We start from the raw sequence: 21,967 nt of genomic DNA on the forward strand, positions 1-21,967 counted from the left end.
TCGAAGCGAATATAGGTACTAATATTTTTAATAATTTTTTGATTCCATCCACCTCCAGAAAAAAATAGAAGCATCTCTTCAGATGCTTCTACTCTCTTTGAACTAATGACCAGGTAACTCAGTTAAATATTCTATTTCATTAATCATACGTTGATACTTCTGTTCATTTTTCCATTGCTCCGTCGAATCATTTAAGATCCGTTTTAATTTCGAAAACTGTTTTCTACGCTCAACTTCATCACGCCAAGCTTGTTGTTTTTTTTCAATTTCCTTAGCACTCATTTTAGGCACTTTCTTTTTTTTAGTTCTATTGAACTGCTGCTTATGGTTTTTGTTGAATTCCTCTTTTGATGATTTTTTCACATCATTAAAAGCATTCTGAACATATTCACTTTGATCCATGAAAAGAAACTCATAACTATCAGCTTCCGGTGGTGGAGCTATATTTGCTTTACTGCTCAATGATTCATAGTAATTTGCTATCTCCTGTTGTGTCGGCGGCCGGTTTTTAAGTTCCTTATTCCCATGTGAAGCTACTTTTCGGAAAGCTTGATCAAATTCTTCTGACTCTCGGTCCTCATCTTTTCCAGCTTTAACTGATTCTATGGACGGCTTTAACTCTTCATCATTATGATTGACTTGCTTCCACTTCTTTTCACGCAGTGATTGATAATAATTTTTAATATCCTCGTCACTCGGACGACCGCGATTACTTTTTGGATGGTCCGTAATCAATTTCAGAGCATCTTCAAAGTCGGCAACCTCATACTTATGAATTGAATCACCTTTTCTTTTCTTGGCCAGTTCATTTGCTGTACGATCACTAGATTTATTCTTTCCGCGAAACTCTTCTTGAAGCTGCTCGAATTCTTCTTGATTAAAATTCGCATGTTGAGTTTTCTTTGGTTGGATATCTAGTTCTTTAATGTGACTCAGTATTGAATTTCCTAATCGGGTATACAATGTTTTCATCTTATTCTCAGAACTATTTCTACCTTCTCCGAAAGCAGATTCTTCCTCATAAGAAATTCTATTTTGCCGTTCCTTGATCTCATCTAAGAGGTCTGAGTAATTCTCTTTAAGGAATATTTCGATCATTTGATCTAGCGGCTTTTTGAATCCGAATTTTTCTGCATATCCATATTTTTGATAGCCTTTCTGTGGCGGTAACTTCTCGGAAATAGTATTCAACAATTCTCCATACCGTAAGATAGTTCCTTTGCCGGCTTCTGACCGCATCCCCTCGATCATTTTCTTCTTTAGTTCATCAATTTGTATCCGTTCCTGCTCTAGTCCTAGCAGCTGGTTCGCGAAAGCCGACTTCATTGATCGGATAGACCCTCTTGATCGGTAACCTTTTCTTTCTGTTACTTCCTTATTAGATTGTTTATCAAAAAAGGTGTGCATTTCTCTTGTTGGATCTGGTTCAACTGTTGCAATGTGAACATGAATATTATCAGTGTTGTAATGAATTGAAGCTGTCCAAATTGCTGAGTGGGTCATATCTTCTTTTTTTAACATTGCTGTCATTGCTAACCGGGTTGCCATTTGAATTTTCGGTTCATCAAGTTGGTTAGTTTCTGAGTCTAAAAATCCATGATCAACCAGCCAATCATTTCTAAATGAGAAAACATCCTGCCACATTGGACTACCATTTTCAGCAGCCGTTATAAACTGATCCTTTAACTCCATAATGTCCTCATGATCTAAACTATTCGTCTCCAATGAAAACAAATTTGAAGTCTTAACCGGATTGGCCATATACTTGATATACCCATCCAATGTTTCTTCACTATCACCTTCATACATAGCAGACGTTCCATCATTCGATGTGAAAGCAGAGTAACTATCATATGCTTCATTACGTATTGCTTCTTCTCTGTCCATGTATTCAATATAAGATTGAAAAGCGCCTGATCCTGGTTTAGCAAACTTACCAGTCATGATGATTCCAGGACTACTCATTTAGTCGACAACTCTTTTCTCTAGCTGATGAAAAATTCTTTCTTTCCGTTTGAGATCGACGTAACTTTCTGCAGCTTTAACAATTGGACTCTTCGTTTCACTTGTTGAATGAAACTCACTGTAAACTTGCCATACTTGATTTGTGTTTTCCAGTTCATAAAGAACGTCCAACTTCTCTTCCATCTCCCTAAGCATTCCCTTTTGCATTTTTTTACTTTCATCCAGCTCGTCACTCAGTCGCGCATTTTCTTGTTTTGTTTGCAGATATTTTTCGGCTAAAAGATCGACGACCGACACTTTTGAGCCGCCGTATTCCTCAAGTAACTCATCGAGGATTTGTTCGGTCTGATTATTCGGCCGTATCGTGAATGAACTCATCACTATCAGTCCTTTCTTCCTCAAGTTCATAAAGGCTCGGCATCATGCCTAGTTTGGCGTTTAATAGATAGGCTTGCGTGTTCAAATCTAAATGTTCTAATACTTCATCTATGATCGCCTTCATGCGTAATTCACTATCAATTACTGTTTCGAACTCACCAAAGTTTTTTATGAACTTTTTCAGCATTTTAGTTCTATCCAAGCTTTTCCTTTTGCAAAATTGATCGAAGCGAGCTAATTCATCTTCATCAACGTTTTTTATTTTTACGAGAGGCACGGCGCTCACTCCTTTCTGATCGCAACATGTCAAAATATTTCTTAAAGCCTGCACCTTTATTTGCTGACAATGATAAAATCATCATCAAAACACAGGCACTTAAAATGAAGATGACGATCATTGCGAAAAAAGATTTAATGTCCATTAGATTCTCCTTTTGTTAGGAATTGTCATTTGCAATGACGTAGTGCAAGAGCATAAGGCAAAAAGGGGGGCACAAACCGCCCCCGACCCGACAGTGTCGGGCTTTTTCCAGGGCACCCAAAAACAGATCGTTTAACCGTTTTGGGGAGTCTATCACCGAATTGGTGAGGGAATAACCATTCTGGTGAGTCCGCTTACCCGAAATGGTGAGATACACGTAGCATTCAATTCGCCTTATTCTTTCACTCCATCAGATATTTGTTTCTCAATCTTAGTAATCTTCTCTTTTAGCTCAACATTGTTTTCTTCAGCACTCAAAATTTTGCTCTTGTAGTTCTCAATGCTAGATTGTTTTCGATCAATCTCACTGTCAGTTTTAAGAATCTCACTCTCAGTCTGATATACTTTTTCTTTTTCCAATTCTTTAATGTCAGCTTCAATTCCCTTTATCAATTTCTCGCTCTTACTAATCAAATCCAGATTTTCCTTTATTAATTTCTTGGATTCATCTATTTGAAGTTTTAAGCATTCTCTGAAATATTTTTGTTTATTCGCAGGTTTTGCGTTCATATCTGTAGGCACTTTCTTGCGATTCATAAAGAGAACTCCTTGCACTGTTTTTTCATCAGAGTCCTTATTCTTCTTACCAAATGACTCAAACAAATCATCAATCGACTTGACTTCCAATGTTGGACTCTTGGGAGAAACTACACCAATATCCATTACTACTGTCAGCCATTTTGGAGGTAATTTCGGAATTTGAATCAGGTAATAATTGTCAGATAATCGAATGAGTTTGTGCTCAACTAATTGTTCAGTTTTTACTTCACTTGCTATCATTTTTAACTCCCCACCATCGGGCAACGTTCCATCAGTTTTAAAAAATATCTCTGCATACTGTTGTTGTTCGTTATACCCACGTTTAAGTAAAGTGACTTTCAATGATCCTAAATCAATTTTGTTTTCAACACCGATTCCTGTATCTGCATTGTCCTTTTCAGTTCCAAATAGAATAGAAGGAACAGCAAAAAATAGCGCCAACACAACAGTTAATAGAAATAGCAATTGATACGAAGTAGCTGCATGATTAATAAATATCTCTTTAATTCGTTTAAAGAATTTAATCTTTTTTCACCTCTCCTTCTTAGTCTCAGAAGTAGATTCAACTTATCGTTTTATGCTATTCAATCCACCTGCATAGCCTTTTCCTTGAATCACCCTAGGTTTATTTTTAACGAAGGTTAATCGAAATAATCCATACCTCAATGAAGCCTTGACTGTCACGACTTCACTAGGGAATGGAGCATCCAATTTTTCGTAATTTATGTTGATTGAATCAACAACAATTAAGTTCTTAAATCTATTGAACTCATACTTTGGCTTATCCATGAAATCAATCCTAATAGGCTGTTCTGTATCGATTACAAAATCCTTTTCCACCTCTTCTATCACTCTGTTTCTGAAATACAACACAGCAATAACATAAGCAACTATTCCAAAAAGAATGATCGTACTCGCATTATAAATTTTCGGAATTGCACTTAATTGTAATCGTTCAGCCGATTTAAAAAGGTCATAGATTTTTTCATATGAAATCTTTACACAAAGTAAAGTAATCAGACTAACTCCCGATTTAACGGCACCTCTCCAATTACTTTTGATTGCCCTCTTGCATAGTCTATAAAAATCAATAACTAACCCGATCGTGACCATAGTAGCGAAAAATACATAGGTGCTTTTTGAAGAGTCTACTGTGAAAATGATTATCGGAAATAGAAATACAAGTAAAATAGATTTATTTAAAAAATGTAGGAATCTCGTTAATGTGTAGCCCTGTAAAATCCAAAACTCTTTTCTTTTTGAGTTCAATTTTAGTGGTTTTAATACCCCTTCCTTCAACGTCTCTATAGCTGCCTTGACGTCTTTAATAAGATTGGTTCTACTCTCTTTATTTACTAAAGTCTGTACGACGGAAATAATAATCAAGAGCAGCAAAATTACTAATTCTATTTTTAATAATGTGTCCAATTACATTGCCTCCCAATGATTTTTGATTTCTTAGTGACCACCTGTAAAAATCTTTTTCTCTTCTTTCGATAAGTCAATTTTCACTTGAAGATTCCCTTTTCCTTTTATGGATAGAATGGCTTGTCCGATTTTCAAACTCGGTATCTGACGAAGTTCACTATCTTTAAGTGTTTCCTTATAAGCTTTCCTCAAATCATCAATAGAGCCTGGGTCTTGCTGCATGATGAAAGTGTACGTACATAGTTTTAAAAGCTTGTATACTTTCTCTTTAAATGTGTTTGAAGCAGCTTCGTTGAATAGATCGGAAATGTCATGTGTAATCAATCCTAATCCACCAAACGCCTTACGAGCTTCACGCTCGTAACGGTCCAATAAATCAATTGCTTCGTCGTTCTCTTGACGCGTAATATTGTGGAATTCATCAAATATGATGAACGACCGGATGACTTCATCAATTGTTTTCGCCCCTGTGTCAAACTGATTCTTTTCTCGCATGCCGCGAACCATACTCAAGTTCCAAACCATAAACAAAAGGTTATACAGCTGCGCATTAAAAATTTCTTTCCCTTTATTCAGTAAGCTGAATAAATTGAATGAAACTGACCGGTAAGAACTTACATCGATTGAAGTATGACGATTAAATATTGCATCATCTTGCATCATAGTTGCGTTTGTCGAATCAATTTTATCTAGTCGTTTAGCTTCAAAACTTGATAAAGTAGTTCGAACCAATCCGTTTTCGTCATACAATAATTTGCTAATGTATTTTGAAAAATCTTCTAATATTGGATACTTTTCTGCCGGATACTGAGTAGCTTTTGAGAAAGACATTTTATTATTCTTGAACCATTCTTTATAGAAAATATCAAAATGCTTTCCTAGCGCTTTAAGCAGCTCAGAATCTTTAGAACCATCCATCGTTGAGTAAATAGTTTTTAACTTGTTAATAGAAACGTTATAGCTTTCTCTTTCATCGATCGTACCTGTTGCTTCATCAACCACTGTCGCAAAAATTTGAAATGGGTTCGCTGTTCCATCTTTACCAGAAGCGTCTATAGTCAATCCCCCATACTTGTGCATGAATAGATCATTTTCTCCATTGGCCATGAAATAGTAAGTATAGTTTCCAAGAATGTGATTATGACTCCCTATCTTTTTCGCTAACGAAGATTTACCGGAACCAGGTAAACCAATGATCGAAAAATTATATGACATTCGCTGCGAATCTTTATGAGTCATATCAAGAATGACTAAGCCGTTGGTAGGTGTGTATCCTAAATACAATCCTTTAGGATCAATAAGCTGAGAGTGATTTAAAGGATAGCTGGCTCCTAAATCTGTTGTAGTTAGTTCTTTCCCTTTTCGCTTTTTCTTTTCTTTTTGCTTTGTTTGGGACAAATAAATAGAGCGAAGTTCAGTATCCTCTTCGCCCAAATAGAAAGATGCTTTATACCCTTTAAACTCCAAAGTATCATTGATCTTCTCTGCTATCTTATTGACTGTCTCTTTATCTTTTCCTGCAATAAAGTACCGAATAGTTACCTCTTTTACACTTTCATTGTTCGTTAGCATATCTTCTAAAAGGTCTTCAAGTAAATGTTTTTCGATGGTCGCACCCATCTTAATTTCTCTATTGGCACCTTTCTTAGCATTGCTATCATTTTCTCCGATTGCCTTTGTGATTAAGCTTTTAGTTTTAGCAATTTCCATATGAGATATATCAACAGTAGTAATTACACCAGGTTGTCTAAAGACTTCTTCACCCCAATAAAAACGTTCCTTCTTCGAAAATCTGTGCAAATGGTACACGCCAACATAGCCATGACCTGTTTTAGAGAACCAATTGTCACTAGAAGAAATCCCGCCTTCAGGCTGGATCTCACTCATAAACTTCCTGTCCTCACCAGCTCTATTTAATAGTTCTTCATCTGAAAGAGAATCATCAAACTCAGGTGGTTGTTCTCCTAAGTTGTACAGCTGGTACATGATTCCTTTCTTAATTCTCACCGGCAACTCAGTGACATTGATAAACTTATTCGTACCGTTCATCAATTCTGTACGTGCTCTTTCCAATGCTGCAATATCTTTCCCGAAAATCTGGATATATACTATATCCTCTAACAAAGATTTATGAGCTTTTTTTAGTTCCCAAATTTTGTGATCCTTCTGTGTAGCAGCGTACTCATTTAAGTCAGTCCTCTTTGATCTAACTCGAATATTTTCAATCTGTTTACTCGTGTCAGCGGCGTATCCCATAAAGATAAGTTTTATATCTGAGGATACTCCACGAAACAAATTGACAAGCCCTTGAAGGGCTTGTCGTTGGTTTTCTTCTGTTTCCTTTCTTACTGCATAGTTTTCCAGCTGAAGATAATCTGTGAACCCATCACGAGTCTTTATACATGAATCATCAATAAACGCGGTGTGATTCATAAAGCTCAAAACACTGTTCGAGATTGAGTATTTTATTTTGGGTTTCTTTTCTTTCTTCGTGCCGACACTTTGCTGAATAGCTTCATCTACAATCAATAGATACCTTCTCCTTTATCTACAAGTCATATTCTTCTTCTAACGCACTTTCCTGTGATTCATAAATCCCATCCGGCACATAATTAGTACGATCTTTTTTGACGATATCAAACAAGGTAATGATATTTTTTTGATTTGGTTTTAGTGGTGAAGGAAGCATCCAGAACAATGTAAATAGGATAATGTAAACTCTGTATGCCAATCTGAACGGTGGATATACCATATCGCCAAGCACACCTACGCCATATACAACTACAGCAATCAACACAAATAAATCTCCGAAGGTATACAGCCCGCCAAAGCGAATATCATCTGAGATTCTGTCTGGCCGTGTGAACATGATTGATCACCTATTCCTTTCTCTTTCGTTCCTTTAATTCTTTTTTCCGTTGTCTATATTTTCTATACTCATTTCCGGCTTCAAAGGCACTCTTCTTCCTTTCAATGGTAGTCTCCTTACTCCACCTTCTTGGATCATTTTGATCGTATCCAAAGACCTTATGTTTAAGCTCTTTTCTGAGAGGATTACTCTTGTTTAACTCATTTAACTCATGGTCAACTTGTGTTGGTCCTACGTTTGGTTCCGGTGGAGCAGAATCCTCATTTGCAATTGTTGGATCTGATTTAACTTCACCATCATTCAAGCCTGTTGGTTCTATATCATCATTGCTTAGTTCATTTTGTGATTTGTCACCTGAATCACCAGCTAAAGCAACTTGATCGTTTATCCCTGTAGGTGATTGTTTAATATGCTGGCCGTCCTCTTCATTTCCATTAGCCAATGGATTATCAACCGGATCGTTAATCCCTGATTCAACATCGTTTTCAGAAGGTGGCTCTTGATTATCCAAACTATCATAGAATGGATCTCCGTCTTGATCATTTATTGCACCAGGTCCATCATTTTCATTACCTACATCGTCACCATCAAGTGATTGATCAGTTGATTCAGAATCTCCAGTATTTTCCGGCTCCGTTTCTTCATTAGAGTCATCATCCGGATTTGGCCCGTTATCTGTTGCTTCATTATCATTATCTTCTGGATTACCTTCATTGATTCCTGTCGGCTTCTCTTCTTCGTTGTCTGTATCTTTAGAATCATCATCATTAATTCCTTTAGATTTATCATCAGAAGCACCACCAGCAAACGCACCTAATCCAAAAGCAGCTGCATCTGTCAGTAAGTTTCCGGCAGATCTCGCAGCGTTAGTCGTCATATCCACCGCTTTATTTGCAAGTTTAGATCCGCCGAGAGTAGTCGCAATTAAACCAGCTGAACTTTTCAATCCTGCATCAATTCCCGTTACTCTTTGAAATCCATTAGGTCCATCGATCAGTGCAATAGCAGCCCCAATCATGGCAATGATATACGTAACAAAACTAAAATTTTGTGCATTGATAATTGATACAGCGATTAGGTAGCACTGAGTTAAGATTGGAATATAAACAATCAAAGCAAACGTACCGGCCAGTTCAGCAAACAATGCTTTTACACGTTGCATATTCATAAAATCTGATATACCGCCAACAAATACGAGAACATAATCCCCATACATTTTGTGAATAAGAATTGCGAACTTGATCGCAGTGAAAGCAAGTGCTGCAATCATTACTAATAGTGTCGCTAAAGCATTCCCCATCCAAACTTTATTTCTATAATAGTTTTCCGAAAACACCTTTTTGACTAAGTATTCTTTCATATCTTTCGCTTTATCAATGTTTACAACTTTGTCTTTTCCTTTACTGTCTGTTTCAATTCGTTTTGCCAACGGATCACCGTTTTTAATTTTATCTGGATCTTGTAGCTTTTCCTCCATATCAAGTTGACGAATTTTTTTGTAATGATTTAGGTTTTCGCCATCTTTCATTTTCCACCCTTCTTCTGCTACAGCCTTTAGATCAGTTGTGTTTTGAAGAATAATCGACGATCCTGGACTCTCAAAACTCGTTGTTAGCTCGGTGAAGATATCTTGAGTCAGGGTTGACATAGTTGAAAAGAAAAATGGCAGCATAATCGATAAACAAATTAGCAAAACCATATTCAAGGGTGCTTGAAAGCCATCATTCACTTTGTTAAACATTATGAGTACAAAAAAACCAATCAAGAATAGGAGCAATAACCCCCACTTAATTGGTTCGACTTTATCTAAAAGCGCTTGGAACTCAGAGTTGTCAACAAAATTTAGAAGCTTGATCAACTCGCCTAGTGTATTACTTAGTCCATCGAGGATCTTAGCAACACCAGTAAGGATGGATAGCCCAATTGGTCTTGTAATATCCCAAGCCATGTTCCCTTTGGTCAAATACCCGCTGTATTTATCGAGTATATCCAGAATTTCTCCGTCTTTCATACCAGCTGCTATCGCAGTATTCCAAGATATGACGAATGTCAGTAGAATTCCTGAAAAGAAGATTGGTATCTTCTTTCTTAAACTCACATCAACCCCTCCTTTTCAATTATTTCAATAATTATGGAATACAGTGGTTCTCTTCCTACATTTGAAAACCAATCTCTCAAATCTTTTACTGTCCCCGCTTTTTTTAGCGCTTCAAACTCAGTTATTATTCTAGGCTTCTCAGCATAGAAAACTCGAACTTCCCTAGAAATCCGGTTAATGAAGGTAATCTTTAATCCCTCAGTAATTGGTTTAACCTGCATTTCTTTTGGCACATACAAATCAAATATTTCATCGAGTTCTTGAAGCTTTTCATTACTTTCTTCAGGCAGTACGCTCTTGGACACTTCTGAATCTACGCTAGGAGCATCTGGCTCTGTATCAAATAGATTGCCTTGATCATTACCTGATTCACTCGAAGGAATCACGAACTCTTTTCCTTCGCTTATTGCTTGCCTTCTACCCTCTTTATGCTTAATCTCACCAAAATCAAATTGATAATGAAGGTCTTTCAGATTAATTTTTGTGTGTTCAGCGTTAGCATAAAGCTCGTCAATTTCCTCCCAAGTGCTATCCTCATATGGTAAATACATATATGACGGAACCATCCTAGTATCGTCATGATTAAAAATAGGGTAGAGATCATAAATTATCTCCCCGTTTAAATCATGTGTCTTCATTGATCGGATAACAATAGTTTGACCATATGGTAATTTTGCAAAGGCATCTTTTGTCACCATTGGAATTCGTTCAACTGATTCAGTATTCGTCTTATCACTTTCGACAGGCTTACCTTGCCGTGAAAGAGTTAGATTACCTTTATTGCCTAAATCATCCATCAAACTCTCTCGAGTTTTCTTAGATTTTGTTCTTAACGCAATAATATTCCCACAATTGGATAGAATCGTCTCTGCCTGACTTTCCCCATACTTGTTAAACTGTTCAAAATTCTGTAGTACGAAGAAATGAGAGATTCCGACTTTTAATCCGTCAGTAACTTTTGAAGGTAACTCAGGAATATTAACCATGTTTCCGGCCTCTTCATAGACAAATACAACATCTCTAGGAAGCCTTCTGCTAGGTTCAGCCAAACCAGCCTGATGAAGTTCTTTGAAGCTCTGATCGAAGTAATTGGCCGCTATTGCATGATTGGACTTGTCTTGGTCTGAAACAACTACAAAGACAGCTACCGGTTGTTCACCAAATCCTAAATCCATGTAATTAATCGTACTTAATGCAGTCAATTTAGCATTCCCTGTCCGTCTAAATGCCTTCATTTTAGTAAGCAAGTGAGTGATTACATTACCAATTGTAGTTTTCGCAGAAGCTGATGCCAAAAGATCCTGGTACGCTACATGTGCAGGATGATCACTCGGAAGGGAATCAAAATATACATCCAAAACAGACTTATCCTTAAACTGTGAAAACAGTTTTTGCCGTTCTTTTTTATCAGGTTCTAGTTTTACCAACACTGGATGATCAGGATAGGTAATCCTATCTTTACTCATTTCAGCAACGGTGTTTAAAATCGTATAGATATTTCCTAGAATCTCTTTTCCTGTTAAGATAGATTCCTCAATCATTGCCAAACAAGACGCTGTAAATAATGCACTGGCCGCGTCTTGCCAGAACGGCTCTTTAGCATTTTCATCATGAAAATATGTGTAACATAAACTCGCTAATTCTGCTTGTGCTCTATCAAGGCCACGATCACGATTAATAACCTTATCGGCAAATAGATACTTCTTGTAATAGTGAATTACTAAAGTCAGTGGATTAGTTGAATCAGAAATAGATGTATCTTTCAGATTCAGCAAATACACCTTATATAGTCGTTTTTCTAGTAATTTTTTCCATTTTAAATACAATTCTCCTGATGGGTCATGTAGATTCATTGATTTCTTTTTCTTAATATCCCTCGGCCTACTGTACCCGTCGATTGCCTTTTCAATTCCGAATATCCCTTTACCAACTCTTGTTTCACCAACAACAGCAGTATTCGTTGCTTCATCAGAAATGTACTCACGAACCCTATTATTAGCAATATCTTCTTTCGTTCTTGGAGACGTTCCTACTACCGGCCCTGAAGGACCATCGTACTCATCCAAATTATCCGTTGCCATTGTATGGTACTGATAATCCAACTCAGAAGCCCCGTCACTCCAGCGGGAAGTTGCAGCAGTCAATTGCTCTTCTAAAGGCATAAACCCTCTTCTTATTTTGTACAAACGGATACTAGCTAAGAGAGTGAATCCAAAAAAGACAAATAAAAAAACCACCCATTGATTATTACTGGCTGGAAGTCTGAATAGATATTTAGTTGCAATTAGTTGGCTCCAATCAGGCGGTTTAGTGATTCCTTCTGGAAATATCGAACTCATAATGGCCGGAAATGATATGATAAAATTTCCGAATACGAATCCTAAGAAAACAATCAGTAGCAGCAATGGAATTAATACTCGTTTAAGCCCCAAAAAACGTTCTAAGAGCTGGTACGCTTTTTTGTTAGGATCTCTCCACGATTTTTTAAAGAGTGTAGAGTCACGAATAGGCCTTGAATATGCCGCCTTACGATCGCTGAAGCTATTCAACTTGTTTTTCATTTGTTTCCTCTTCAATCAACGATAGGACCTGTATAGGCATTCTTGAATGTCCATCTTCGTTCAACTTAACTTGATTCACTTTTTCCTCAGTTTCAAGATTTTTTTCAATAGCCTTCCCTTTTAGTTCATCCAATGCAGCGTATTCCTTTGCAATAAATTCCTTTGATTCCTTCTCGTCATCCATAACTCGAATCAGTTCCTCTAACTGTTCGTCAAAGTGCTTTTCTTGTAGTGAAATATTCATTTCCCTTAACGCATCAATCCGAATTTTAATTGAATCCGTTGATGAAACTTGATAATCATAATCTTTGAGTGCTTCAATATTTTCATCTGTAATAAACTGATCAAGCTTCCAAAACCCATAAACTTCTTTTACAAGCAGCTTATGCTTCTCTAGTTTAATTTGTTGTCTAGTTAATCTCACATGTGCCCCTCCTAAATTATTTTTTGGCTTACAGATTCTATTCTTTTCTCAGAGCAGCTACCACTTCCACTGGATCTTCATAAGTTTCGAGAATAAAGTTTACATTACTTACTGTCGTTTCGTAATCTTTCAATAGTCCTGCTGCTGTCCCGATAACAGATTGATCCTCTTTTGATAGATTGCTATTTTTTGAAATTTCATCTAATTTACTAACTACTATTTTGGTCTTCACTATACTTCCCACTTTCTTTAACTTCTGTAATAGCCCTAAACAACTAAAATTAATGAATATTGTGGATCTTTTTATCTACAGCAACATCGTGCATAGATTGAATTTCACTTAATTTCCCCTCCCGATCTTCACTTTTTTCAGTTTCTTTAAGAATAGCTTCCGCATCCTTTATTACCTTAATCCTCTTCGTTTCAAGATTGATTATTCTATTTCCACTTATTAATAATTCTTGAAATATCTCTTTGTATTGCTTTACTTTTTCTAAGAATGGTTTTTCCTGGGTCAAATACAATTCAATTGCACTAGGTTGCTTTAAAATGTTTAAAACTCCCGCGATAACCACCAAATCATTATTTACTCTAACATTTGAACTGAACAAGTTTTTGAAATCAGTCGATTGGTGATAACCACAATCTGTAATGTTCAACAAGAACCAATCGACATCTGATCCTATATCAAAAAATATATAGAGAGAATCAGTGGAATTTAATGAATGTTGCCCTAACGTTTTTAAGAAATCATTACAAGCATTTAAAAACGTATTGAATTCAAAGTATTCTTTTTTTGGATAAAGAGAATTGATTTTCCTTTTCCGCTTATTGAACGATTTTTTTATCCAAAAGTTCAATTCTTTGACTGATGCAACATCTTCATCTGATAGATGAGAGTTTCTAGGTGAAACTACCCAGTAAATTATCTTGTCGAGTATTCTATCAATTGTTTTGTATTCCACCTCAAATTCAATTGAATTGCTGCGTCCCTGGCGGAAATCACGAAAAGATTGTCTTAAAAGATCTTCTCCAACAGCCTCGAGTTTACGTGTATAGAGCTTCAAATCTCTGGCAAAGTCAGAATCATTTTTATAGTAGAATTGGCTACTATACAGAAATGTTTCAGATAGAAGTAAAGCACTTCTCGCATTAAATTTTTTCAGTACGATACCACTGATACTGAACCCTATTGTGATAGGTGGAACTATTGGTTTTACATAATAATACTTTGTTGAAAATGCCACAAATATCCTCCAATCTTTTGTCATAGATAGTTCCTGGAGACTGCTATTTCGTCCACTTATGGAATTTTTTGTTCTACTTATGGTCATGGACAAATTCGAAATCTGGATCGGTTCCAGATTCTAATAACTCACCATTAACCGTGAAAACATCATAAGCTGTAGGAACCAGTTCTAAGCACTCACGGTGATATAAGTTTCCTTTATTTTCTAAAACTCGATCATCGTCCTTTAAGACTAATTGGCAAACTGGACATTTTTTCATTCAATACTTCTCCCTTCATAACCTACTTGGTAGCTCCAACTGCTGTACCTATGTTGTTGTCTTCGTTAGCGGAACTCCACACATCCACCTTCACTGGCCATTTCAAATGCCTTTTTAAAATCTAGATATGTTTCAAGATCATCCTTGTCCAACTGTTCTCTAGCATTCTGTTCCAAATCTTGAAAATCCTTAGCTAGTTTTTTTGAGACCACCGGACCTATATAACCTTCGCAATCAGAAAACATAATTAGTTCAAACAACTGTGAGTTTAACGCCATTTTTTCTAGTTTTGCTCTAAAGCGATTGTAATATGAGTATGCTCCTGCTCTAAAACCATGTTCATCTTCCGAAGAATAAACACCAGCAGTTAAGCCTTGTGTGCGACCCTTAAAGTCTTGCTCCGTATAATCTAATGTAGATTGGGTGATTTCAATTAAGTTTTCCCAATCTACTAATTCCCCGTCTTCGTCTCGTTTCGGATCATTAACTCGTGTTAAATTTTTATATGCTGAAATATCTAATCCCATCTTTATCATCCTTTCTTTTTCGATTGCAGAACTATCCCCAATTTAGACCTATATACGTACTATCAGCTTTATCTATAATTTCATCTAAAAACCGATTGATTTTTTGGAAAGGATAATTTAAATCACACATTTCTGATGTTCTGTTTCCATCTTTGTCCGTAGAAATATTTATTTCGAAAGACTTACACATTTCAATTTTAAAGCTTTCTTTTGCTCTTCTAACTGATTCTATTGAACAAACGCCGTCGTAATCTTCAACATTTAAATCTGATCCTGCTACTTTAATAACAGGTAATATATTGAGCAATTCAGATAGTAGCTCAATATTTGGATCAGAGTAGAACGCGTGAAAATTTGCAATCCGGTCAGAATCTTCTTCCACTCTATTTACTTCACTCAAATTATAAGCAGTCATATCAAATCCCATTTTTTCCCTTCTTTCTTTTTCTCTGTGATAGCGTCCGTTAGTGTACTAATTCGCCCCAATATGGAGTCGTTTTATATAGCTTTTTCTGTTCTCTAAACATTGATTTCATCATGGATTCCATCAGATTAGCCCTTACATCAAACATGACTCTTTTCCTTCTTGCTGTTTTTATGCAAGGTTTAGTCTGATTAAATAATAAAACTCCAATATCACGAAACTTATATTGATCAAAATAATCTTTACCGCCTAAGTCGTCATAAAGTTTGTTTGGCATAACATAATAATTGTAATCCCCAACAAATGTCTTTTTAGCGGTGCTTTTAAAATCTGCTTTACTTACCTTAATTTCAAAACAGCGAAAATCACCTTTAGTATCATACGTCATGAAGTCGACTCGTTCATACTCCCCTGATGACCATGCGTCACGAACACCAAGAGATACTTCAAAGCAACCAAAGACTCCCATTTTTCCATCAATATATTGGTTCCATAAAAACCGTTCAGCTTGTTTGGTTAACTCTGTTTTCAAAAGGACTCTCCTTTCTCCTTGATAGCTCCATATAACGAGCTATGCTGTTGTCTTCAATTACATACAGAACTACTCGTTTTTCAAACTAAAACGGTAGACCACCAAAAAAAGTCTCACGTCTATTCTTATCAATTTGGTAGTAAAGTTCACTAATCCTCGTGATTTCCTTGGCGCTAAATCCTGACGGCGGAATATGGTGGTCTTGTCTCAACCGATTAAGTACGTCTATTAATATCCCCGCTTCCTCCATATTCAATTCTACGACCATCTTTTTTTCTACCATTACAGGGCCGTATCCTTCGCTCATAGTTACTGTATTAAAAGCATTGAAAGAATGGGGATCAATGCCTCTTTTTTCAATACTTTCGAGTAATACTTCTGTTTTATTATCAGGTTCATGTATTATTCTCTCTTTTAGATCCTCATGCTTTGATTTCAATATTAATCCTCCTTGATTGCGTCCGTTAGTTGACTAAGCATAACCTTGCGTGACCGCATACTTTTGCCAAATTCCTTTTCCGTAATTTCCACAACGATATATTTCGCCGTTTAAACCTCTGTCACAAAAAACGTAAATCATCATGGGGTGATCTTTGAACGCTATATAAATATCTTCTAAAGTAAATTGATTTTTTTCATCATCCGGATAAAAAACTCTTTCTAATCCGTTTGAACTCTCTAAAAAAATATCAATTGAACAGCCTAAACGATCAATAACCGTATCTTTAATATCTTTCAATTCTTACACTTCCTTTCCTCCGCAATAGCTCCATCTTTTGGACCAATGGGGCAATACCTATTTTCCACTCATAAGCTTCTTGTGTTTCTTCATCTAATTCAAAGCTTGCAATCCAAGCAGCATAGTCCTTACCAGTTAAGGCTCTATCCATTTGATCAATAGCCCATGTTTTATGATGCTCTCCATCAAATTGTGAATATTTGAAAGCTGTATTTAGCGCCTTTTGAATACGAGCTTCAGGCTCTTAGAGACTAACGTCAGTAATCCTTGAATTTTGATTTTTAATGGCGCACAAATATAGTTTTTCAATAGTTTTGAACGCCGAAGTCTCTAAACTTTTCTTATTATTTTTCAATTCACTGACTGTTGTATTACTCAAGCCAGTCTCTTCTATAATCTGTTTATTCGGTGTCGTTTGAAGATAATTTTGGATAGCTGATTTCTGAAAATCAAAAGAACTCTCATATTTATAAAAGTCGCGACTAGCTGCCGACAACTCATTAAATAGATCATTAAAGTTCTGGCTACTCCTTTCAAGAAATATATGCTTTGTCTCCTCTGTTAATACTGTAGGGAAATAGCTTTTTGGATTAGTAATTTGAATATGTGTAGACCCCAAGTAAAAAGTCTCTTCGAAAATAGATCCATTTTTTATTTTCATAATCATTTTTTCCCTTCTCTCTTTTTCTATGCGGTAGCCGTAGCTACATAAATTTGCAGACAAAATTTTAATTACATATTCTTTCCCAACTTTTAAAAATAAAATCCAATCCGAAATATGCTACTGCTGCAGCAAATCCTAAAATCAAAATTATCAACAAGACAATACTCCACTTTTTCACTCCTACTTTGTTCGTTTTTTTCATTTTCTTAAATGATCCAAATTCCACATAATGAATAACTTCTATGCGAGTTATCAAATATACAACGCCCAAAAAAAAGAAATTATATAGGAGGTTTTCCTGATGACTAAAATCTTTAGAGAACGTTTCTATAAAATTCTTGAATAATAGAATCAACGTCCCGACACTAAAACCAAGTCTTATCGAATCAAAAATATCTTTTGAATAATCTTCTTCCTCATATTCCTTGTTTTCACGATCTCTGAATATCTTTTTCTCTTGTAACTCGCGATAATCTCGTTTTCGCATTCTTAAATCCACCTTTACCAACTAGGAATCTTTTTCCTCCATCTTTCTTCCGTGTTATTCCCCTATATCATGACAGTCAAAAATAGTTACAAGTTTCTATTCCTCTAGTATGACCCTCTCTATTTCATGCCTTAAACTTTCAATAAATCTCTCCACAGCTACGATCGTTCTATTCTCATACCAATCCGGATAAAACATAGAGTCATTACTTTCCAAAAGGTGAGCGATCATTCTTACTTTTTCGATTTTTATTAAATTGTTGTCCTTTTGCAATTCATTTTCTAATAGCAACATGCACTCGCGCCTGAACTCTTGAACTAAATTTTTCTTATATGCGTCATTTTTACTTTGAGTATTAGCAGTCACTATTTCCTTAAGTTTTCCCAAATTTATGACTATGATATCTGCACTAATAAAGAAAACTGCCAAAACACTCCAGAGAAATAAGAAGAAAATAAATAGAAGACTAGGACATTGCAACAATATTTCAAGCATATCTTTTGTTCCGGAGAATGCTGAAAGATCATTGGATAGAATTTTATTCGTGATAAATACTAAAAAGATAGCTTTTCCTAATTTAAAAAAGCTTTCTCCTTGTTTCTCAATTCCAATTACCGGTGTAATTGTTTCTCGGCTACCCATCATAGCAGTTCCCTCTGTTCCGCTATTTTTCGCATTCTCTTCTGAAATACTTATCCATTTTCCTCGATCATTAATCACCATGGAGTCAAATAACTCAATCTCATAGTTTCGTAATTTCAACTTGAGATTTTTATGAGTTATTTTATCCTGTAGTGAGCTTGTTGCACTGCTATTTTGAGGGTGATTATGAATATGAACGATCCTATGTGAATTAAGCATGATTGCCGTCCTAACAACTTGATGAGTTGAGAATATTGCCATCGATTCAGTTCCGATCGATACTATCTCAGCACCAGTCACATTCCCTTCAGCGGCTAAATAAAGAATTATCGTGTGTTCTTTGGAAATATCATTAATTAGACGTTCTGCTATTTCTGCATAGTATTCACTACCATAGGTTGTATGCCGATCATTAACTGCTTCGAAGGGAACTTCAACATCATCTAATCTAATTAATTTTGTTTTGTATTCAGTAACCATTCTATTTTGTCTGTTCATATTACTTAAAGTTTCTCCTTTCAGTCTTGGGTTAAACGATAACGATTTATTAGCTTTTAAAATCTAACTTCACAGATAAGTTTTAGAGGCCATGTGAGAATTTTAAGCAGACTTAACAGAAAAGCATGAAATTTAGCTAGAAAGTTACTCAGGTGTAATAGGAACTGAGAAAAAGCAAAACAGTAAGATGGAGAAAAAAACGATAATGTCAAACTAAAAAAAAGAAACCCCAATGCAATTAAAAGTACAGTATACTTTTCAGTTTTTATTAGACTCAGCATATTTTTCTTCTTTCTCCTAGCTGCCGGTTACGTTTTCTTCTTGATTCAACGGCCTTTACAAATTCCTTATCTATGCAGCGACAGAAAAAATCAGTAATCTTTAGCTCATTCTCCGGATCTAAACCTAGAAGAAAGTCCAACCGAACTTGTCTCGCTGGATCTAGTGTTGCATTTACTCGCTTATTACCTTCAGCAATAGCCATATAATATTCTCCTTTCTAATAATGGCAAAAGTGACTCACTTTTTTTCCTAAAAAAAAAGCCGAAAGAATTATCGGCTTTTTAAAAATATTTATGGTTCAGTTACTCTTATAACACCCTTGATTTCCGTGGATTTCCCCATGCTGTCAGTGGCCTTAATTGAAATCGTAAATTCTCCCACTTGATCTGTTGATACTCCATCCAAATCTTCTTGAGATACTTCTAGTACAGGAACAAGCCCGAGCCTGTCATCTTCTTTGTCACTGACTACTATGGTATTTTTATAAGTATCTTTGTTGAACGTTTCTCCACCCTTTAAATCTAAATCAGGTACAGAAACTACTGGTGCTGAATTTGTCACTTTTACCGTGAATTGAACATCCGCAGCCGCTTTACCATCTCGGTCCTTCACATTTCCAACAGTGATCACATATTCGCCTTCAGTAGTTAGATCGACTTCACCATCCAAGATATTTTCTGTCGAAATGCTGATAGGGAACCCGTCACGATCATCTTCCATATCTGTTACTGTGATACCTTCTAGTAGATTAATTGAATCTTCTCCAATCGAAATTTCCTTATCAGACGCATGGATCACCGGCGCTTCATTCGTAACAACAACATTCACTGTTACTGCTGAAGCAATTCCGCCTTGTGAATCTGTCACGTTATATCTGACTGTATAGCTGCCTTCAGTGTGCATATCAGGAGCATCCGAAATAATCACTTGATCAGTAATATCCCCATCTTCTAGATCATTTGCCGTAACGAATGATCTCAGATCAGGACTTGTATGGATTGATACTTCTACTGTCGATTCATTAGCCGTAAGTACAGGAGCTTTATTTACATACACAACTAATGTTGCGGTCCCTTTATTACCATACTTATTTGTGGCCGTAATCAAAATTTCATTTCTTCCAACTGTTAGCTCTGTCTTGCTATAGGTAATGGCAGGATTTGAGTCTCCAGTATCTTTTACAGTAAAGTAATTGTTAGGATCAAACGGTTGTCCTTCTTGCGTTACTACTGATGATTGTAGAAGACTAACTACCGGCGTTGTAGTGATTACCGCCGGTGGTTCGACAACCGGTGGTGTGATAATTGGTTCTTCAGGAACTATAACAATAGGATTTTTTGGTGTTTCAATTGGTAGTTGCGATCCACTATCATTGTCAACTTTACTAGAATTACTATTCTTTCCATTTGAAGTGGGACTATCAACCATAGTGGGAACGATTGCTGGTGCAGTGTTATTCTTATTACTCCCACCTAGTGTGTTTGCCATAGTCTTTATTTCTGAGGGTGAAAGTGAATTGCTATTGTCATAATCACTGCTGCTTTTTGTTTCTGGCAGATCAATATCGTAGGTTGAAAAAACATCGTCAGCGGTATCAGAACTATATTTTTTCTTGCTACCTCCGCTTTTATTTTCTTTTTTTCCGGATTCCGGAACTCTAGAAACCTTGCTGCCGTTATGACTATCAATCGATGATGGTTTGTTTCTATTTGTTAAAGCCAAACCGCCGCCACCCAATACTAAAGTACCGATCACCGCAGCTGCGGCAATTTTTTTCTGCTTTTCAGTGAATGGCTTCTTTTGCCCATTTTCTGTCATTTCTCAATCAGATCCTTTCCAAGATTTTCCAATCTATTTCGCCATGTTGACTCGTTGTCTTTGTCCTTCTTCTCAGAATAATAATCAATCATTTCCTGACATGATTTTCCTGTTTGAATTAATTCGAATAGATCAGTGTCATCTATACGATCATTAATCTTCTGAGCGTCCGCAAATTTCCCAGCCTGTACATACTTAATTGCTCGCTGCTTGTAAGCTAGATTCAACGCCTCAGATAATTTTTTACTTGTAAGTTTTTTATTCAAAATGTCTGCTTCGTCTAACTTGTCTAATTGAATAAAGGCATAAGCCAACATTACCTGCCGTTCTTTTGTCAAAGTCGATTGGTCAGTTTCAATCACAGTTTCCCAATTCTTCAAATGAAAAGCTAAATCAAACTTACCTTCAGCTGTTGGGTATTTTTCATTGAATTTTTCAAGCTCATCAAAATCTTTACTCTCAACGATCGCTTGTTCTATTTCTTTCAGTTTCTTCGGATACTCTTTAGCAGCCTTTTCGTACTTTTCCCCGTTAATTAATGATTCGTAAGACTCTCTTTTATTTGCAGAGGAAGAATTGAAGTTCCCAAAAGCATTAACTCCAAAGAAAACTACTGAACCAACTAAGACCACTATGAAAACTCCTAATCCAATTTTTCTAAATGGAAAGTCAGGTAGTTTAAAAGGAATTTCCCTTTTTTCTTTTGGAGTCTTAACCGGCTTGATTTTCGTCTGTTTTTCAGTTTTTGGTTTCTTTTTGAAAGAAGGCGGTGACTTAAATTTTCCGTCATTGGTATTTTCATCAGGAACAAAAAACTCTTTATCCAGTTTCTTTAGCAGCTCTCTTCCCATTCTTTTTTTAACTTTGCCATCAGCAACCATCTGTTCGATTTTTAAAGAAATATACTGATGAACCGTTAAATCCACTTCTTTTTCAAATAGGCCCTCAAATAGATTTACATCATTCTCCGACAGAATAAATCTGACCCTATCTCCTTCAACTAAATCTTCTGATATATCTTCAAAATCAACATAGGAATACGTTTGACTCGTTATTAAAAGTGCATCAGATTCGACAACCTTGACATTAATCATCTAAATC

26 protein-coding genes are annotated in these 21,967 nt (G+C 36.1%); all 26 read right to left on the reverse strand.

Annotated elements, in window-relative coordinates; all coding sequences use genetic code 11:
- Positions 1 to 102: 102 nt before the first annotated feature.
- Positions 103 to 1,965: a MobP2 family relaxase gene (mobP2, locus tag FFR60_RS19570; protein ID WP_137665460.1), complete on the reverse strand. Its 1,863-nt coding sequence runs from the start codon at positions 1,963 to 1,965 to the stop codon at positions 103 to 105.
- A complete protein-coding gene (locus FFR60_RS19575; RefSeq protein WP_137665461.1) occupies positions 1,966 to 2,343 on the reverse strand; it encodes a hypothetical protein in 378 nt (125 codons plus the stop codon). It lies immediately after the preceding gene.
- A complete protein-coding gene (locus FFR60_RS19580) occupies positions 2,315 to 2,545 on the reverse strand; it encodes a hypothetical protein (RefSeq protein WP_137665462.1) in 231 nt (76 codons plus the stop codon). Before FFR60_RS19580 ends, FFR60_RS19575 begins: the two co-directional genes overlap by 29 nt.
- Before the next feature lie 46 nt (positions 2,546 to 2,591).
- Entirely contained in the window at positions 2,592 to 2,765 is a 174-nt protein-coding gene (locus FFR60_RS19585) for a hypothetical protein (protein WP_171004984.1), read from the reverse strand.
- Positions 2,766 to 2,998: 233 nt separating this feature from the next.
- Complete coding sequence (locus tag FFR60_RS19590; RefSeq protein ID WP_137665463.1) at positions 2,999 to 3,829, reverse strand: hypothetical protein; 831 nt, start codon at positions 3,827 to 3,829, stop codon at positions 2,999 to 3,001.
- A gap of 102 nt (positions 3,830 to 3,931) precedes the next feature.
- Positions 3,932 to 4,792, reverse strand: coding sequence for a hypothetical protein (locus FFR60_RS19595; protein WP_137665464.1), 861 nt, complete (start codon positions 4,790 to 4,792; stop codon positions 3,932 to 3,934).
- A 30-nt stretch (positions 4,793 to 4,822) separates the two neighbouring features.
- Positions 4,823 to 7,321, reverse strand: coding sequence for a putative type IV secretion/conjugal transfer ATPase (locus FFR60_RS19600; RefSeq protein WP_137665465.1), 2,499 nt, complete (start codon positions 7,319 to 7,321; stop codon positions 4,823 to 4,825).
- A 19-nt stretch (positions 7,322 to 7,340) separates the two neighbouring features.
- Positions 7,341 to 7,661 (reverse strand): DUF5592 family protein, encoded by a 321-nt coding sequence (locus FFR60_RS19605; protein ID WP_137665466.1) that lies wholly within the window; start codon positions 7,659 to 7,661, stop codon positions 7,341 to 7,343.
- 10 nt (positions 7,662 to 7,671) lie between these two features.
- The gene (locus tag FFR60_RS19610) at positions 7,672 to 9,759 is read right to left on the reverse strand and encodes a pLS20_p028 family conjugation system transmembrane protein (RefSeq protein ID WP_137665467.1); all 2,088 of its coding nucleotides are present in this window, start codon (positions 9,757 to 9,759) and stop codon (positions 7,672 to 7,674) included.
- Positions 9,756 to 12,320, reverse strand: a complete 2,565-nt coding sequence (locus FFR60_RS19615) for a type IV secretory system conjugative DNA transfer family protein (protein WP_137665468.1) — start codon at positions 12,318 to 12,320, stop codon at positions 9,756 to 9,758. Before FFR60_RS19615 ends, FFR60_RS19610 begins: the two co-directional genes overlap by 4 nt.
- Positions 12,301 to 12,744 (reverse strand): hypothetical protein, encoded by a 444-nt coding sequence (locus tag FFR60_RS19620; protein ID WP_137665469.1) that lies wholly within the window; start codon positions 12,742 to 12,744, stop codon positions 12,301 to 12,303. Before FFR60_RS19620 ends, FFR60_RS19615 begins: the two co-directional genes overlap by 20 nt.
- A gap of 37 nt (positions 12,745 to 12,781) precedes the next feature.
- Positions 12,782 to 12,976 (reverse strand): hypothetical protein, encoded by a 195-nt coding sequence (locus FFR60_RS19625; RefSeq protein WP_137665470.1) that lies wholly within the window; start codon positions 12,974 to 12,976, stop codon positions 12,782 to 12,784.
- Positions 12,977 to 13,025: 49 nt separating this feature from the next.
- On the reverse strand, positions 13,026 to 13,991 hold the full coding sequence (locus tag FFR60_RS19630) for a hypothetical protein (protein WP_137665471.1): 966 nt from the start codon (positions 13,989 to 13,991) through the stop codon (positions 13,026 to 13,028).
- 73 nt (positions 13,992 to 14,064) lie between these two features.
- A complete protein-coding gene (locus FFR60_RS19635) occupies positions 14,065 to 14,253 on the reverse strand; it encodes a hypothetical protein (RefSeq protein ID WP_137665472.1) in 189 nt (62 codons plus the stop codon).
- A 65-nt stretch (positions 14,254 to 14,318) separates the two neighbouring features.
- The gene (locus FFR60_RS19640) at positions 14,319 to 14,780 is read right to left on the reverse strand and encodes a hypothetical protein (RefSeq protein WP_137665473.1); all 462 of its coding nucleotides are present in this window, start codon (positions 14,778 to 14,780) and stop codon (positions 14,319 to 14,321) included.
- A gap of 31 nt (positions 14,781 to 14,811) precedes the next feature.
- Complete coding sequence (locus tag FFR60_RS19645) at positions 14,812 to 15,207, reverse strand: hypothetical protein (protein WP_137665474.1); 396 nt, start codon at positions 15,205 to 15,207, stop codon at positions 14,812 to 14,814.
- 37 nt (positions 15,208 to 15,244) lie between these two features.
- Positions 15,245 to 15,736, reverse strand: a complete 492-nt coding sequence (locus FFR60_RS19650; protein WP_137665475.1) for a hypothetical protein — start codon at positions 15,734 to 15,736, stop codon at positions 15,245 to 15,247.
- 85 nt (positions 15,737 to 15,821) lie between these two features.
- Complete coding sequence (locus FFR60_RS19655) at positions 15,822 to 16,175, reverse strand: hypothetical protein (protein ID WP_137665476.1); 354 nt, start codon at positions 16,173 to 16,175, stop codon at positions 15,822 to 15,824.
- Positions 16,176 to 16,208: 33 nt separating this feature from the next.
- Complete coding sequence (locus FFR60_RS19660; RefSeq protein ID WP_137665477.1) at positions 16,209 to 16,475, reverse strand: hypothetical protein; 267 nt, start codon at positions 16,473 to 16,475, stop codon at positions 16,209 to 16,211.
- Positions 16,462 to 16,626 carry a hypothetical protein gene (locus FFR60_RS19665; RefSeq protein ID WP_171004985.1) on the reverse strand — a complete coding sequence of 55 codons (165 nt, stop codon included), beginning with the start codon at positions 16,624 to 16,626 and terminating at the stop codon, positions 16,462 to 16,464. The genes FFR60_RS19660 and FFR60_RS19665 overlap by 14 nt, the downstream gene beginning before the upstream one ends.
- 93 nt (positions 16,627 to 16,719) lie before the next feature.
- Positions 16,720 to 17,142, reverse strand: coding sequence for a hypothetical protein (locus FFR60_RS23015; protein WP_249355046.1), 423 nt, complete (start codon positions 17,140 to 17,142; stop codon positions 16,720 to 16,722).
- Positions 17,143 to 17,203: 61 nt separating this feature from the next.
- A complete protein-coding gene (locus tag FFR60_RS19675) occupies positions 17,204 to 17,626 on the reverse strand; it encodes a hypothetical protein (RefSeq protein ID WP_137665478.1) in 423 nt (140 codons plus the stop codon).
- A gap of 96 nt (positions 17,627 to 17,722) precedes the next feature.
- Complete coding sequence (locus FFR60_RS19680) at positions 17,723 to 18,766, reverse strand: JAB domain-containing protein (protein ID WP_137665479.1); 1,044 nt, start codon at positions 18,764 to 18,766, stop codon at positions 17,723 to 17,725.
- A gap of 274 nt (positions 18,767 to 19,040) precedes the next feature.
- Positions 19,041 to 19,250 (reverse strand): hypothetical protein, encoded by a 210-nt coding sequence (locus FFR60_RS19685; protein ID WP_137665480.1) that lies wholly within the window; start codon positions 19,248 to 19,250, stop codon positions 19,041 to 19,043.
- Positions 19,251 to 19,339: 89 nt separating this feature from the next.
- Positions 19,340 to 20,866, reverse strand: a complete 1,527-nt coding sequence (locus FFR60_RS19690) for an immunoglobulin-like domain-containing protein (protein WP_137665481.1) — start codon at positions 20,864 to 20,866, stop codon at positions 19,340 to 19,342.
- Positions 20,863 to 21,960, reverse strand: a complete 1,098-nt coding sequence (locus FFR60_RS19695) for a hypothetical protein (protein ID WP_137665482.1) — start codon at positions 21,958 to 21,960, stop codon at positions 20,863 to 20,865. Before FFR60_RS19695 ends, FFR60_RS19690 begins: the two co-directional genes overlap by 4 nt.
- Positions 21,961 to 21,967 lie beyond the last annotated feature (7 nt).

Source organism: Enterococcus hulanensis, assembly GCF_005405485.1.
GTDB lineage: Bacteria > Bacillota > Bacilli > Lactobacillales > Enterococcaceae > Enterococcus_A > Enterococcus_A hulanensis.

Excerpts from the sequence above, each read along its gene's own strand:
- mobP2 (WP_137665460.1), bottom strand. The coding sequence starts at position 1,965 with ATGAGTAGTCCTGGAATCATCATGACTGGTAAGTTTGCTAAACCAGGA.
- FFR60_RS19680 (WP_137665479.1), bottom strand. The coding sequence starts at position 18,766 with ATGAACAGACAAAATAGAATGGTTACTGAATACAAAACAAAATTAATT.
- FFR60_RS19635 (WP_137665472.1), bottom strand. The coding sequence starts at position 14,253 with ATGAAAAAATGTCCAGTTTGCCAATTAGTCTTAAAGGACGATGATCGA.
- FFR60_RS19685 (WP_137665480.1), bottom strand. The coding sequence starts at position 19,250 with ATGGCTATTGCTGAAGGTAATAAGCGAGTAAATGCAACACTAGATCCA.
- FFR60_RS19675 (WP_137665478.1), bottom strand. The coding sequence starts at position 17,626 with ATGCGAAAACGAGATTATCGCGAGTTACAAGAGAAAAAGATATTCAGA.
- FFR60_RS19605 (WP_137665466.1), bottom strand. The coding sequence starts at position 7,661 with ATGTTCACACGGCCAGACAGAATCTCAGATGATATTCGCTTTGGCGGG.
- FFR60_RS19575 (WP_137665461.1), bottom strand. The coding sequence starts at position 2,343 with ATGAGTTCATTCACGATACGGCCGAATAATCAGACCGAACAAATCCTC.
- FFR60_RS19690 (WP_137665481.1), bottom strand. The coding sequence starts at position 20,866 with ATGACAGAAAATGGGCAAAAGAAGCCATTCACTGAAAAGCAGAAAAAA.
- FFR60_RS19645 (WP_137665474.1), bottom strand. The coding sequence starts at position 15,207 with ATGGGATTTGATATGACTGCTTATAATTTGAGTGAAGTAAATAGAGTG.
- FFR60_RS19695 (WP_137665482.1), bottom strand. The coding sequence starts at position 21,960 with ATGATTAATGTCAAGGTTGTCGAATCTGATGCACTTTTAATAACGAGT.
- FFR60_RS19615 (WP_137665468.1), bottom strand. The coding sequence starts at position 12,320 with ATGAAAAACAAGTTGAATAGCTTCAGCGATCGTAAGGCGGCATATTCA.
- FFR60_RS19665 (WP_171004985.1), bottom strand. The coding sequence starts at position 16,626 with ATGGATAGAGCCTTAACTGGTAAGGACTATGCTGCTTGGATTGCAAGC.
- FFR60_RS19640 (WP_137665473.1), bottom strand. The coding sequence starts at position 14,780 with ATGGGATTAGATATTTCAGCATATAAAAATTTAACACGAGTTAATGAT.
- FFR60_RS19585 (WP_171004984.1), bottom strand. The coding sequence starts at position 2,765 with ATGGACATTAAATCTTTTTTCGCAATGATCGTCATCTTCATTTTAAGT.
- FFR60_RS23015 (WP_249355046.1), bottom strand. The coding sequence starts at position 17,142 with ATGATTATGAAAATAAAAAATGGATCTATTTTCGAAGAGACTTTTTAC.